Source organism: Pseudomonas sp. NPDC078416, from assembly GCF_050268485.1.
In the GTDB taxonomy this organism is placed as follows: Bacteria; Pseudomonadota; Gammaproteobacteria; order Pseudomonadales; family Pseudomonadaceae; genus Aquipseudomonas.
This window is the reverse complement of record NZ_JBNNGV010000001.1, coordinates 244,511-257,946: the sequence shown is the minus strand read 5'-3', so window position 1 is coordinate 257,946 and position 13,436 is coordinate 244,511. Positions and strand designations below refer to the sequence as shown.

The following is a 13,436-nucleotide window of genomic DNA, read 5'->3' as shown; positions in this document are numbered from 1 at the left end:
GGCTTTTGCGGATGTCTTCGCCGCAAACCCACGCGACTCATCCAACGCCGAGAGACCTGTATGCCTTCTTTGCCCTGGCGCGATATCGACACCGTTCTGCTGGATATGGACGGCACGCTGCTCGACCTGCATTTCGACAATCACTTCTGGCTGGAGCATCTGCCCAAGCGCTATGCCGAGGTGCACGGGGTCAGCCTGGCGATGGCGCAACTGGAATTGATGCCGCTGTTCGAAAAAAACGCCGGCACCCTCAACTGGTACTGCACCGACTTCTGGAGTTCGGAGCTGAACCTGCCGGTGAAAGACCTGAAAGTCGAAATCGCCCACCTCATCGCCCTGCGCCCCGACGCCGAGACGTTTCTGGCAGCCGTCCAGCAGGCCGGTAAACGGGTGATCATGATCACCAATGCTCACCGCGACTCGCTGTCACTGAAGATGGAAAGACTGGAGTTGGCGCCCTACTTCGAGCGTCTGATCAGCTCCCATGACTACGGCTATCCCAAGGAAAACCCGCAGTTTTGGGACGCGCTGCAAAACGACATCAAGTTCGATCCTGCGCGCAGTCTTTTCATTGACGACACCTTGCCGATCTTGCGCAGCGCAGGACGATACGGGATCGGTCATTTGCTGGCCGTGCGCGAGCCGGACAGCCGCAAAGGCCCGAAGGACACCGAAGAATTCGAAGCCGTGGAGGATTATCGGTCGTTGATACAGGGCTTATAAGCACCGCAAAACAACTGTAGGAGCGCGCTTGCCTGCGAAAAATGGTACATCCGACTCATCTGCATTGGATGTACAAATCTTTCGCGGGCAAGCGCGCTCCTACAATTAATCACCGTACGGCCAGCGCGAACGGTGATTGCCGTACGGCCAGTGGGACGTGATTGCCGTACGGCTAGCACGACTGCCCTTACTCAGGAATACGCAGAACCTGACCTGGATAGATCTTGTTGACGTCCTTCAGCATCGGCTTGTTGGCGTCGAAGATTTTCTGGTACTTGTTGGCATCGTGATAAACGCGCAGCGAAATAGCGCTCAGCGTATCGCCCTTCTGGACAGTGACAAACGTCGCGGCAACTACGGCAGGTGCGCCGGCGGCGACAGTCAGTTGATCATCAACACTGCCTACACCGGCGATGTTGCCGGCAGCCAATACAACCTTCTCTTTCTCTTCCTGACTGGCGACTTCGCCCGTCAACGTAATCTTGTCGCCGTCGACCGTTGCATGGACGTTGGGATTGCCCAACCCGACAGACTCGATGTGCTTTTTCAGCTCATCCTGGCATTGGCGTTTCCTGGGGTGAGCCGGTCGATAAGCTTCTCGCCGGCTTCCTTCACAAAACTGAACAGACTCATGGGTTTCTCCTTGGTGTCCTTGTGATGTCGTTGTGGTTTCCCCGCGCAACATCTAATCCGCTGACATTGCCCGACAAAACTGCCACCCGATGCCGCGCCCCAAGGTTTCAAGCCATTCGACGTTCGGTCGCGATAGACTTCGCCGGGCCAGCCAGTGCCTCAAGGAATGAAGATGGACATTAAACAGCTGAAATTTCTGATCGCCCTCGACGAGACCCGACACTTCGGGCAAGCCGCTGCGCGCTGCCATATCACGCAGCCGACACTGTCGATGCGTCTGCGCAGCCTTGAAGAAGAGCTGGATCTGCCGCTGGTCAATCGCGGCCAACGCTTCGAAGGGTTCACCGCGCCGGGCGAACGCGTTCTGGCATGGGCGCGCACGGTGCTGGCAGCCTACGACGGTCTGCAGGCTGAAGCGGCCGCTTGTCGCGGGCATCTGGTCGGCACGTTGCGACTGGGGGTGGTGCCGCTCTCGAACTTCGATCCGCTGCCACTGCTGCAACGCCTGCATTCCCTGCACCCAAACATGCGCTTCGAGCTTTCATCGCTGAGCTCCGAGCAGATCCTCGATCAGCTCGCCAGCAACCGCCTGGACCTCGGGGTTTCGTACCTGGACCGACTGGATTCCGAGCGCTTCGACTCGTTGCAACTGGCCGAAACCCGTATGGGCGTGATGTACGACCAGCGTTATTTCAGCTTTGCCGAAGCCACTTCAAGCTGGGAAAGCCTCACCGAACTCCCCTTGGGTCTGCTCACCAGCGGCATGCACTTTCGGCAGTCCATCGATCACAACTTCCACAGCCGCGGCCTCCATCCGCAGCCGATCATTCAGACCGATGCGGTCCATCAGCTGCTGCAAGCGGTTCATGGCGGCTTCTGCTGCGCGATCATGCCGTTGGACGGCGGGCTGGAATCGCTCACCGAGCATCTGCGTTTGCAACCTATCGAAGACGCCCAGACCCTGGCTCGGCTGGGCTTGATCATGCGTCGCTCAGCGCCGCGGTCGGCACTGGCTGAAGCCTGTCTGGCGCTCTATCACACGATGATGGAAGAGAGTTGATCGACGTCATCTATCGGTGCATCAGTACTAGCGATTAGACGTTATCCGACCGGAGGCCTAGGCTTAAGCCTAATCAATCTGCCGGTTACTCCCGATGCACGCCAAGCACATGGATATCACGGCGCCCGCACAGCAACTGCCCGCGCCCGCCGCAAGCCAGTCCTACAGCTACTCGAACCTCGAACACGACGTCAGCGAGCCCAACGTGCTTGCCGAGGAAGTCGCGCTGGCGATCGCCTATAACGGCATCAGTCAGGCCGTCATGCTGGTCACGCCCAGCGATCTGGAAGACTTTATCGTCGGCTTCAGCATCGGCAGCGGGCTCATTGAATCACCGGACGAGATCTACGACATCAAGCTCGGTGGTTGCGGTTCTGCGCAGACCGCAGAAGTCGAAATCGCCAGCCGTGCCTTCTGGAACCTGAAGACCCAGCGTCGGCAACTGGCTGGCACCAGCGGTTGCGGATTGTGTGGCGTCGAAGCCGTCGAGCAGGCATTGCCCGAGCTCAACGTCCTGCCCGGCGCGCCCCTTCCCCCCGCTGAATGGCTGAAAGGCCTGCGCGCGCGCATGGGGGAGTTTCAGCCGTTGGGCGAACACTGCGGCGCGGTTCATGCCGCTATGTTCATGGACGCCAAGGGCGAAATTCTTTTAGGTCGTGAAGACATCGGCCGACATAACGCTCTAGACAAGCTGATCGGCGCACTGATTCGCCAGAACATCCCGACCACGGGCGGGCTGGCTATCGTTACTAGCCGCTGCAGTCTCGAACTGATTCAAAAAGTATTACGTGCCGGCATTCAGACCCTTGTCAGCCTGTCATCGCCGACCGGCCTGGCGCTGCAATGGGCTCGCCGCCACAACCTCAACCTCATTCATCTGCCTAAACACAGTGCGCCGCGGGTTTACAGTCCTGCGTTGGAGAATCAAGCGTGAGCATGCATAAAGAAGCCGACAAAGTATCGACCCCTCGCTACAAGCCCTACAAAGGGCCGGCCGGCGGATGGGGCGCATTGATCAGCGTCGCCCACTTCTGGCTGACCAGCGACAACGCCCTGAAGAACATCCGCACGATGCTCAAGACCAACCAGAACGGCGGCTTCGACTGCCCGGGCTGTGCGTGGGGCGATTCGCCGGAAAGCGGCATGGTCAAGTTCTGCGAGAACGGCGCCAAGGCGGTGAACTGGGAAGCGACCAAGCGCCGCGTCGACCCGTCCTTCTTCGCCCGCTACAGCGTCAGCGCGCTGCTCGAACAAAGTGATTACTGGCTGGAATATCAGGGCCGTCTGACCGAGCCAATGGTCTACGACGCCCAGACCGACCGCTACAAGCCAATTGCCTGGGACGACGCCTTTGCGCTGATTGCCAAGCACCTGAACAATCTGCCGAACCCGAACATGGCCGAGTTCTACACTTCGGGCCGTGCCAGCAACGAAGCGGCCTATCTGTATCAGCTGTTCGTGCGTGCCTACGGCACCAACAACTTCCCCGACTGCTCGAACATGTGCCACGAGGCCAGCGGTGTTGCGCTGTCCCAAAGCGTGGGCGTCGGCAAAGGCACGGTGACCTTCGAAGACTTCGAACACGCGGACGCGATTTTCGTGCTCGGCCAAAACCCGGGCACCAATCACCCGCGCATGCTGGAGCCGCTGCGTGAAGCGGTCAAACGTGGCGCCCAAGTGGTGTGCGTCAACCCGCTGAAAGAGCGTGGCCTGGAACGTTTCCAGCACCCTCAGCACCCGCTGGAAATGCTCAGCAACGGCTCCGAGCCGACCAACACGGCGTATTTCCGTCCGGCACTGGGCGGCGACATGGCCCTGCTGCGCGGCATGGCCAAGTTTCTGCTGCAGTGGGAACGTGAAGCCCAGGCGAACAACGAGCCATCGGTGTTCGATCACACGTTCCTCAACGAACACACCAATGGCGTGCTGGAGTACCTGGCCGCCATCGACGACACCTCGTGGGAGTTCATCGTCGAGCAGTCGGGTCTGCCACTGACCGACATCGAGCTCGCCGCGCGGATGTACGCCAAAGGCAAGAACGTGATCATGTGCTGGGCGATGGGCATCACTCAGCATCGCCATTCGGTGCCGACCATCCAGGAAGTTTCCAACCTGATGCTGCTGCGCGGCAACATCGGCCGGCCTGGCGCAGGCCTGTGCCCGGTGCGCGGCCACAGCAACGTGCAGGGCGACCGCACGATGGGCATCAACGAGCGTCCACCGGCGTTCTTCCTTGATGCGCTGGAGAAACGTTTCCAGTTCAAGGTGCCGCGTGAAAACGGCCATAACGTCGTCGAAGCGATTCACGCGATGCTGGAAGGCCGCGCGAAGGTCTTTATCGGTCTGGGCGGCAACTTCGCCCAGGCAACCCCGGACAGCCCGCGCACCTTCGAAGCCCTGAGCAACTGCGACCTGACCGTCCAGATCAGCACCAAGCTCAACCGCAGCCACTTGGCCCACGGTAAGGAAGCGCTGATTCTGCCGTGCTTCGGCCGTACCGACATCGACATCCAGGCCGAAGGCCCGCAAGCGGTAACGGTTGAAGACTCGTTCAGCATGGTTCATGCGTCCAACGGTCAGCTCAAGCCGCTGTCGCCGCAGATGCGTTCCGAGCCTGCGATCCTGGCGGGCATCGCCAATGCAACGCTGGGCAAGCAGCCGGTGGACTGGCTGTGGCTGGTGGCAGACTACAGCCGTATTCGCGACCTGATCGCCGACACCATTCCGTCGTTCCAGAACTTCAACGAGAAGATCAAGAACCCGGGTGGCTTCTATCTGGGCAACGCCGCAGGCTCCCGCCGCTGGAACACGCCAAGTGCGCGGGCCAACTTCAAGGCGAACGTGCTGCCGAGCGATCTGGTGCACGAAAGCGTGCGTGGAACAGGCATCGTGCCGGACCTGATCATGCAATCGATGCGTTCTCACGATCAGTACAACACCACTATCTATGGCCTGGACGACCGCTATCGCGGCGTGAAAGGTCAGCGTGACGTGATGTTCGTGAACGAGGCCGACATCATTCGTCTGGGCTTCGTACCCGGTCAGAAGGTGGACATCGTGTCGATCTGGGGCGATGACATCACGCGTCGCGTGAAAGGCTTCACGCTGCTGCCGTTCGACATCCCGGCCGGCCAGGCTGCCGCGTACTACCCGGAAGTGAACCCCCTGGTGCCGCTGGAAAGCGTGGGCGACGGCAGCAGCACGCCAACGTCCAAGTTCGTCGCAATCAAGCTGGAGCGACATGCGGAGACCGCGCGGATCATTTGATCTGCGCATGTCCTGTAGGAGTGAGCTTGCTCGCGAAGGGAATCTATCAACCGCTGGATAGTTAGCGGATGTGGCGACCCTCATCGCAAGAAAGCTCACCCTCCTCGCAGCCACAAAAAAAGGCCCGAATCGCGAGATTCGGGCCTTTATCAAGTAGCGTATGACTCGCCGACCTGACTTAGGTTCCCAAGCCAAAACAATAAGTTAGCGTTTTGTATACAGGTCGTGCTATTCGTCGGATTTAGATTGTGACATTTTCTTCATCCTTGCAGGATCGCGGCGTCATCCCTATGAGCATCCATACATGAAGTATTCCTCGATTCTGTTGTTGTCGTTCTCACTGGTCAGCGGTTTTGCCTCAGCAGGCGATAACGTGACGGCCGGCGTGGGCGGCGCATTGGGTGGGGTACTCGGCTCTGTCGTTGGCCAACAGGTCGGCGGCAGCACAGGTTCGGCAATCGGTGCCGGCCTTGGCGGCGCGGCCGGTGGCGCAGTGGGCGCCAACCGCCGGAACCGTACCGAAGCCGCAATCGGCGGCGGCCTGGGTGCCGCGGGCGGCAACGTGATTGGCCGCAGTGTCGGTGGCAGCACTGGCAGCCTGATCGGCGCCGCAGCAGGCGGCGGCGCAGGCGGCGCACTCGGCAACTACATGGGCGACGAAAGCCGCCGTGACGACGACCGAGGCCGCGGCTACCGTGGCGATCGCCGCGACTACAAACACGGTCGCGGTCACGCGTACGGTCATCGCAAGCACCATCGTGACTGATGCCGTCGAGTCTGACGCGCGCATCTGAAACGATGAACACCGGCCGCCCATAAAGCGGCCGGTTTCATTTTCAGATCACCAATCGCTCAAGCGCCTGCCGCAACCCCGACGGGATCGGCACCGGCTGATTGGACGCCCGATTCACGAACACATGCACGAAGCGGCCTGCCGCCCGCGCCTCGTCTTCCCCCGCCTTGAACACCGCCAGCTCATATTGCACCGAGCTGTTACCGAGCTTGCCAACCCGCAGCCCAACCTCGATCAGCTCCGGATAGGCAATCGACGCAAAGTAGTCGCACGACGAACTGACCACAAAGCCCACCGCCTCACCGTCATGGATATCCAGCCCGCCCTGCTCGATCAGGTAGGTATTCACGGCGCTGTCGAAGAAGCTGTAGTAGGTGACATTGTTGATATGGCCGTACACATCGTTGTCGTGCCAGCGCGTGACGATCGGCTGGAAATGGCGGTAGTCGGCGCGCTGCGGGGTGTCGTTCATGTGGCTCCCTCCGGTTTGTCTGTCGTTTTTTTCGCTCATGAAATCCGTGACCGCTATTGAATCTGGCTCTGAATCCATTCACGCACCTCGGCATACGGATACGCCTCCAGCGCCGCAAACCCGCCGATGTTGCGGGCCTTTAGCCGGGTAAACATTGGCACGCTGATCCCGCAGAGAAACCGCGTCAGGCACTCCGCGCCCGGTTCATGCCCTCGGGCTTCAAGGTGTTTGCCGACGAACTCGCTGCACAGATCCGCGAAGTCCTGCTCGCTCAAAGGCGTCAGGGCTGGCGGCTCGGGGAGCACGGCCACATGCCCCTCGCACACCGAGCAATGACCGCAATGCTCAGGCGCACGGTCGTCGCCAAAGTAGTGAGCCAGACGATGACTGAGGCACTGCTCGCTGGCGAACAGTTCGAGCATCGCGTGGATGCGCGCGACTTCGGTCTTTTCGTGATGGACGAAGTAGTCATGCAACTCCTCGCTCAGCGCCTGCGCGTCGAAGTCGGCGGCGATCAGGCTGTAGACCTCGGTCATCTGCTTGCTTTCAAGTTCAATCCAGCCCTTCTCCTGAAAGAAATCCAGCGCGGTCACAACACGCCCGCGCTCGGCCTGATACTGCTGATACATCGCGTCGAAGTTGACGGTTGCCCAGGTGCGCGCCCGGCTTGATGTTTCGGTCAGCGCCTGCACGAACTCGCGTCGCTCCCCCTGAAACCGTTGCACCAACACCTGCGGTTCGATCAGGTATTTGAACCGGTATTCCGCGAAATACGAATAGCGCGGCGCAATGATCCCGCGCAGTTCCAGCTGCACCAGCAGCGTCTTGAGCGGCAGTTGGCGAATGTTGCTGAGGTCGGACAAGGGCGCCAGCAGAAACTCCCACTGACTGTCGTTACGCGCGCCTTGCAGGTCTTCCAGCACCCGGAGGATGCCTTCCTGCTCCGGTGTGTCGCCGTACACGAAATTCTCCAGCACGTTCAGGCTGTCGCGATTGGCGAGCACCAGACACTCCGACGTCGCCCCGTCCCGGCCCGCACGACCGATTTCCTGGCTGTAGTTCTCGATGGATTTGGGCAAATCGAAATGCACGACGTTGCGGATGTCGCTCTTGTCGATGCCCATGCCGAAAGCAATCGTGGCGACGATGCAGTTCAGACGCCCGTCCATGAACTGGCGTTGGATCGACTCGCGCTTATCGTGGGGCAGGCCCGCATGGTAGGCGTACGCCGGAATACCGTTCTGCGACAGATGAGCTGCCACGAACTCGGCGGTCTTCTGCAGCGTGACGTAGACAATGCTCGGCTGCCCGGCCCGTTCTCCCAGCCACTCCACCAGACGCCGGCGCTTGTCCCGGCCGGCAACGGGCTCAACCCGCAGGGTAAGGTTGGGCCGATAAAAACCGGTTGTCACCACATCGTCCGGCAGGATGCCGAACTTGCTCTGCATGTCATCGATGACTTGAGGCGTCGCGGTCGCGGTCAGGAGCAGCGCCTGGGGGATATTGAACTCGCGCTGGTAGTCAGGAAGCTTGAGGTAATCGGGCCGGAAGTTGTGGCCCCACTCGGAGATGCAGTGCGCTTCGTCCACGACCAGAAGGGAGATCGGCACCTGAGTGATGAAATGCCGGAAACGCTCGTTCTTCAGGCGCTCGACGGAAATCATCAGGATTTTCAGCTCACCGGAGCGCGCCCTGGCCATGACATCGGCCACGTCATCGCGGCTTTGCGCCGAGTCGATGCTCGCCGCCGCAATGCCGTGTCGCTGAAGGAAGGCCAACTGGTCTTGGATCAGCGCCAACAGCGGTGACACCACCAACGTCAGATGCGGCAGCAGCAATGCCGGCAGCTGATAGCAGAGGGATTTACCGGAACCCGTGGGAAATATCGCCGCGGCGGACCGCCCTGCCAACACCGCACTGATGGCGGCCTCTTGTCCGGCGCGAAACTGCCGATAACCGAAAACCTGCTCGAGGGTTTGATGCATGTGCTGCCACTCCTTTGACCGTCGCAAGGGCGTGAACCATAGCGCGGTGGGTCCGGGCGCAATACACCTAAACCATTACAGAAATATCGGACAGGATACATCCCGGATACGAACACCGCGCGCAGTGCTGGCAAAACGTCATTGCGACGATTAATCTCGCGCGACGCTTTCAAGCGCTGCACGTCAGGCCCCCCGTTCGACTGCAAACCGCTCGACAACCCAAGATTCGCCAAGGAGAGGCAATGCAATCCACGCCCCAGCCCGAGGATGACGGGCTCATCATGCAACGACTGGCCCCCGACCAGTTCGACGTTGTGCTCGGCTCTCACCCCGCCCGGCGCACGGTGCTATCGGGCAAAAGCAACTGGCCGTTGAGCAGCCTTTTGATCTGCCTGGCGTTGCTGATCGCAATCATCTTTCTGATCGCCCAGATGTTTCGCACACCCAAGCCGGCAGCAACGGTCATTCCCACCCCGCCCATCCCGGAAGTCGTGAGCGAGCCCGAGCCGGCACAGCCCGTCGCTCAAGTGCGTAACGTCGAACAAGTCGTTTACATCGCACCCAAGGCTGATGCCGCGCAAACCGCCAGCGCACGGCCGCTCGACACCTGCCTGAAAGAAGGCAATGTGATTGATCAAGACGTCATAAACTGCCGTTTTGGTGAGGCCCAGACTGCTGACTACAAAGCCCCACGCCCCCAGGGCATGGTTTCTGAACGCTACCTCGCCAACTACAAGACCGTTGCCGCCAAGCCCAAAACCGAGCCCGCGCGACGCTATGAAGTGGCAGGTGTGTTCATCCGTGAAATTGACGGCCGCAACCGTTACGAAGCCCGCTATCGCATCTACAACAATCACGTCGAGGTCAGCAGCGTGTGCATGAACTTTCTCGCCGATAGCGTGGAGCACCGCGAATGCCGCCGCGCCGCTGCGCCGTACTTCAAAGACATGTGCAGCGACTGGAGCAAACGCGTCGCCAAAGACAAGAGCGACAAGAACAAACTGGCCCAAGCGCAATATTGTGAAGCCGCGCGGACGTATCAGCCTTGATGTCACCTCATCGCGTTGAAAGGGCCAGACCGGATGAAGCATGACCCGGACGACTGGACACGCGGCGAGCGTATGAGTGCTGACGATGACGATCTCCGGCCCCGCCGCCGCGTCGTTGCTGGCTCGACGCTGTACCGTAACGTTTTCCTGCTGATGGTCGCCATTGCCGGCTGTGCTTACCTCTTCTTGCATGAGCGGCGTCCCGAACAGATCGCGCCTCCCGCCCTCCGCGACGTCGAGGTCAAACCAACACCCTTTGAAGCACGCCGCCCTGTCACGCAATCCCGGGCGGACGTCCCGCAGCCTCTGGCGGACTGCATCAAGGAAGGCAACGTGATTGACGAGTCCGTCGTGCGTTGCCGCTTCGGCCAACACCCACAACCCCGCGACAACCCGCAAGCTCAGGGCATGGTTTCTGCGGCGTATATGGCACAGTTCAAAGCGGGCCAGCCGCGGGTCGCCAGACAGCATGAGCAGTTCAGCGAAACCAGGCTTGTCCAGCAGTGGGACGGCAAAGGCTGGTACACCGCACAATGGCTGGTTCTGGATAATCAGATCGACAGCACCAGCGTCTGCGCAAACCTGCGGCGCGGCTCAATCGAGTTCCGTGAGTGCCGCAAAGGCGCGAAAATCTGGTTCCGGAATGAGTGCCGCAAAGGCGGCGATGACGTTTCCCATCAGCGCTATTGCAGCGCAGCGAGCGGCTTCAACCCCATGGGTTAGCAACTTTTTACGCGACGTTGCGATCCTCCCTCCGAATTCATGGTCATACCTTTCGCCAAGCAGAGGCTTTCACGCCGATCACTTCAGGAAGACCCCATGATTCACACCCGCTACCTGCCGTTCTTGCTCGCTGCCACGATTGCCACGCTTGCGGGGTGCGGCGACAGCGACGCCGATAAACCCGCTCCGGCCACTGCCGACGCGCGTGGTTTGTCGAAGTCAATGACGGTGGACGTGAGCGGCGCTCTCAATCTGCACTACCAGGCGACGGGGGATCAGGTAGCCGTTGGCTTCCTGCCCGGCAAACTGCCTGGCTCCAACTGGCTGACACTGAGCGCGGACCAGGAAGCCGAAGGCGACCGCAATGAGGTGAGCATCGGGCCAATCCTTGGGTTCTCCTTCGACAACCCTGATCAGGAGAAGAAAGCGATCATGTTTCAGGGTGGCCGCGTCGAAGTGGCCCACGATGAAAACAGCGCGTCCTACGACACCGGTTCGTACTATCAATATTTCGACGCGGACAAGGGCGGCAACAACAGCAACGTCCAGCTCGTCTTCAGCAAAATCGAGAAACTCAGCTCTCCCAACAAACTGCTCGACCGCTACCGGTTGATCGGTACGTTTCAGTTCAACGCAGCGCTGTCCCCTGAACAGCCCACCGACGAATGCACACGGGAAGCCGCTGCGTACGCGGCCGAGCACGGCGAACGCCATCCGGGGTTCGACGCGAAGTTGTGTAATGCGAAGAGCGTTGTGGCGAAGGGCAGCTTCGACATCACTCAGGATTTTCCGGTGACGACGAAAGCTGATGGGTAGATCTATCCGTCCGCAGTGCTTGTTCGCCTACGGCAAGAGCCCGACTCGCTGACTGAACCGCATTTACTGTAGGAGCGCGCTTGCCCGCGATAGCAATCTGTCAGCTTCCATCTTCGTCACAAATACACCGCGATCGCGGGCAAGCGCGCTCCTACAAGGGATTGGTGTCAAGACTGCCGCGTGCACATGCCCCAAACTTCTGACGGCATAAACACCCGCCAACAAAAAACCGCCCCGAAGGGCGGTTTCTTTTGAGCAGGTTCCGATCTTACAGCTTCGGACCCGCTGCCTTGATCGCATCGCTCACTTCGAACTTCTTGAAGTTCTCGATGAACAGACCGGCCAGCGCTTTGGCTGCTTCGTCGTACGCCGCTTTGTCAGCCCAGGTATTACGTGGGTTGAGCAGTCCGGTTTCGACGCCTGGCACGGAAGTCGGGACGTCCAGGTTGACGGTGTCGAGGTGCTCGGTTTCTGCACCGATCAACGCGCCGCTCTGAATGGCTGCGATGACGCCACGGGTGGTCGGAATGTTGAAGCGCTTGCCGACACCGTAGCCGCCGCCGGTCCAGCCGGTGTTGACCAGGTAGACCTTGGAGCCGAAACCGCGGATGCGCTTGATCAGCAGCTCTGCGTATTCGCCCGCCGGACGCGGGAAGAACGGTGCGCCGAAGCAGGTAGAGAACGTCGACTTGATGCCGGCGCCCGAACCCATTTCAGTGGAGCCTACCAGTGCGGTGTAGCCCGACAGGAAGTGGTAGGCCGCTTGTTCTTCGCTGAGGATCGACACCGGTGGCAGCACGCCAGTCAGGTCGCAGGTCAGGAAGATCACCGCGTTTGGCTCGCCGCCCAGGTTCTTCTCGGAGCGCTTTTCAACGTGCTCGAGCGGGTAAGCGGCGCGGCTGTTCTGAGTCAGGCTGCTGTCGGCGTAGTCGGCATGACCGGCTGCGTCCAGCACCACGTTTTCCAACACGGCGCCGTGCTTGATAGCTTTCCAGATGACCGGCTCGTTCTTCTCGGAGAGGTCGATGCACTTGGCGTAGCAACCGCCTTCGATGTTGAAGACAACGCCTTCGCCCCAGCCGTGTTCGTCGTCACCAATCAGGTAACGGGTCTCGTCGGCGGACAGCGTGGTTTTACCGGTGCCGGACAGACCGAAGAACAGTGTCACGTCGCCTTCTTCACCGATGTTGGCTGCGCAGTGCATTGGCAGCACGTCGGACGCCGGCAGCAGGAAGTTCTGCACCGAGAACATGGCTTTCTTCATTTCACCGGCGTAACGCATACCGGCAATGAGGACCTTCTTCTGGGCGAAGTTGATGATGACGCAACCGTCGGAGTTGGTGCCGTCACGCTCAGGCACGCACTCGAAGTTGGCCACGTTCAGCACTTGCCATTCTTCACGACCGGCCGGGTTGTACTGGGCCGGGTTGATGAACAGGCAGCGACCGAACAGGTTCTGCCAGGCCGTCTGCGTGGTCATCTTGACCGCGAGGTAGTGGTCTTCGGCTGCGCCTACGTGAACGTGGGAAACGAAGTGTTCCTGGGCGTCGTTGAACGCCTCGACACGTGCCCACAGGGCGTCGAACTTGTCGGCCGGAAACTTGCGGTTGATCGGGCCCCAGGCGATCGCGGCCTGAGTGGAGGGTTCGTCTACGATGAAGCGGTCGACAGGCGAGCGGCCTGTACGGTGGCCTGTTTCCACGACGAGTGCGCCAGTATCGGACAGCACGCCTTCTTCGCGTTTGAGGGCTTCTTTAACCAGATCGTCGACACTGAGATCGGTGTGAACGGCGTTATTGGCTTGCGTCATGAGATTCCCCGTCGGCTCGATGGCCGAGTGCTCCAAACGTTTTGTAGTAGAAAAAAAAACACTACTACAGCTAAAAAGTGGCCGGATTATGCCAGAAAAGCCCAA

General features: G+C 60.2%; 11 protein-coding genes and 1 pseudogene. 8 read left to right on the top strand and 4 right to left on the bottom strand.

Annotated elements, in window-relative coordinates; all coding sequences use genetic code 11:
• Window positions 1-60 precede the first annotated feature (60 nt).
• Entirely contained in the window at window positions 61-723 is a 663-nt protein-coding gene (gene yrfG, locus ACQKEN_RS01210) for a GMP/IMP nucleotidase (protein ID WP_427683071.1), read from the top strand.
• A 187-nt stretch (window positions 724-910) separates the two neighbouring features.
• On the opposite strand, the pseudogene lysM reads toward yrfG, so the two are convergent.
• Window positions 911-1,356, bottom strand: a pseudogene (gene lysM / locus ACQKEN_RS01205) (peptidoglycan-binding protein LysM).
• Between the two features lie 172 nt (window positions 1,357-1,528).
• Here lysM and ACQKEN_RS01200 point away from each other — a divergent pair.
• The 4 genes from ACQKEN_RS01200 (at window position 1,529) to ACQKEN_RS01185 (ending at window position 6,449) form a co-directional block, all read left to right on the top strand.
• Window positions 1,529-2,416, top strand: a complete 888-nt coding sequence (locus ACQKEN_RS01200; RefSeq protein ID WP_427683069.1) for a LysR family transcriptional regulator — start codon at window positions 1,529-1,531, stop codon at window positions 2,414-2,416.
• Between the two features lie 94 nt (window positions 2,417-2,510).
• Window positions 2,511-3,350 (top strand): formate dehydrogenase accessory sulfurtransferase FdhD, encoded by an 840-nt coding sequence (gene fdhD, locus ACQKEN_RS01195; RefSeq protein WP_427683068.1) that lies wholly within the window; start codon window positions 2,511-2,513, stop codon window positions 3,348-3,350.
• A 2-nt stretch (window positions 3,351-3,352) separates the two neighbouring features.
• Window positions 3,353-5,683 (top strand): FdhF/YdeP family oxidoreductase, encoded by a 2,331-nt coding sequence (locus tag ACQKEN_RS01190; protein WP_427683779.1) that lies wholly within the window; start codon window positions 3,353-3,355, stop codon window positions 5,681-5,683.
• A 304-nt stretch (window positions 5,684-5,987) separates the two neighbouring features.
• Window positions 5,988-6,449 carry a glycine zipper domain-containing protein gene (locus ACQKEN_RS01185; RefSeq protein WP_037016408.1) on the top strand — a complete coding sequence of 154 codons (462 nt, stop codon included), beginning with the start codon at window positions 5,988-5,990 and terminating at the stop codon, window positions 6,447-6,449.
• Window positions 6,450-6,519: 70 nt separating this feature from the next.
• Here ACQKEN_RS01185 and ACQKEN_RS01180 read toward each other — a convergent pair whose 3' ends face one another.
• Window positions 6,520-6,948, bottom strand: a complete 429-nt coding sequence (locus tag ACQKEN_RS01180) for an acyl-CoA thioesterase (protein WP_427683067.1) — start codon at window positions 6,946-6,948, stop codon at window positions 6,520-6,522.
• A 53-nt stretch (window positions 6,949-7,001) separates the two neighbouring features.
• On the bottom strand, window positions 7,002-8,933 hold the full coding sequence (locus tag ACQKEN_RS01175; protein ID WP_427683065.1) for a RecQ family ATP-dependent DNA helicase: 1,932 nt from the start codon (window positions 8,931-8,933) through the stop codon (window positions 7,002-7,004).
• Window positions 8,934-9,175: 242 nt separating this feature from the next.
• On the opposite strand from ACQKEN_RS01175, the gene ACQKEN_RS01170 reads away from it, so the two are divergent.
• The 3 genes from ACQKEN_RS01170 to ACQKEN_RS01160 all read left to right on the top strand — a co-directional run bounded on the left by ACQKEN_RS01170 (window position 9,176) and on the right by ACQKEN_RS01160 (window position 11,521).
• Window positions 9,176-9,982 carry a hypothetical protein gene (locus ACQKEN_RS01170; RefSeq protein WP_427683063.1) on the top strand — a complete coding sequence of 269 codons (807 nt, stop codon included), beginning with the start codon at window positions 9,176-9,178 and terminating at the stop codon, window positions 9,980-9,982.
• A gap of 72 nt (window positions 9,983-10,054) precedes the next feature.
• The gene (locus ACQKEN_RS01165) at window positions 10,055-10,705 is read left to right on the top strand and encodes a hypothetical protein (protein ID WP_427683061.1); all 651 of its coding nucleotides are present in this window, start codon (window positions 10,055-10,057) and stop codon (window positions 10,703-10,705) included.
• A gap of 96 nt (window positions 10,706-10,801) precedes the next feature.
• Complete coding sequence (locus ACQKEN_RS01160) at window positions 10,802-11,521, top strand: hypothetical protein (RefSeq protein ID WP_427683059.1); 720 nt, start codon at window positions 10,802-10,804, stop codon at window positions 11,519-11,521.
• Between the two features lie 268 nt (window positions 11,522-11,789).
• Here ACQKEN_RS01160 and ACQKEN_RS01155 read toward each other — a convergent pair whose 3' ends face one another.
• Window positions 11,790-13,331, bottom strand: a complete 1,542-nt coding sequence (locus ACQKEN_RS01155) for a phosphoenolpyruvate carboxykinase (RefSeq protein ID WP_427683057.1) — start codon at window positions 13,329-13,331, stop codon at window positions 11,790-11,792.
• Window positions 13,332-13,436: the final 105 nt, after the last annotated feature.

Coding starts and splice junctions, on each gene's coding strand:
- yrfG (WP_427683071.1), top strand. CDS start 61: ATGCCTTCTTTGCCCTGGCGCGATATCGACACCGTTCTGCTGGATATG.
- ACQKEN_RS01200 (WP_427683069.1), top strand. CDS start 1,529: ATGGACATTAAACAGCTGAAATTTCTGATCGCCCTCGACGAGACCCGA.
- fdhD (WP_427683068.1), top strand. CDS start 2,511: ATGCACGCCAAGCACATGGATATCACGGCGCCCGCACAGCAACTGCCC.
- ACQKEN_RS01190 (WP_427683779.1), top strand. CDS start 3,353: ATGCATAAAGAAGCCGACAAAGTATCGACCCCTCGCTACAAGCCCTAC.
- ACQKEN_RS01185 (WP_037016408.1), top strand. CDS start 5,988: ATGAAGTATTCCTCGATTCTGTTGTTGTCGTTCTCACTGGTCAGCGGT.
- ACQKEN_RS01180 (WP_427683067.1), bottom strand. CDS start 6,948: ATGAACGACACCCCGCAGCGCGCCGACTACCGCCATTTCCAGCCGATC.
- ACQKEN_RS01175 (WP_427683065.1), bottom strand. CDS start 8,933: ATGCATCAAACCCTCGAGCAGGTTTTCGGTTATCGGCAGTTTCGCGCC.
- ACQKEN_RS01170 (WP_427683063.1), top strand. CDS start 9,176: ATGCAATCCACGCCCCAGCCCGAGGATGACGGGCTCATCATGCAACGA.
- ACQKEN_RS01165 (WP_427683061.1), top strand. CDS start 10,055: ATGAGTGCTGACGATGACGATCTCCGGCCCCGCCGCCGCGTCGTTGCT.
- ACQKEN_RS01160 (WP_427683059.1), top strand. CDS start 10,802: ATGATTCACACCCGCTACCTGCCGTTCTTGCTCGCTGCCACGATTGCC.
- ACQKEN_RS01155 (WP_427683057.1), bottom strand. CDS start 13,331: ATGACGCAAGCCAATAACGCCGTTCACACCGATCTCAGTGTCGACGAT.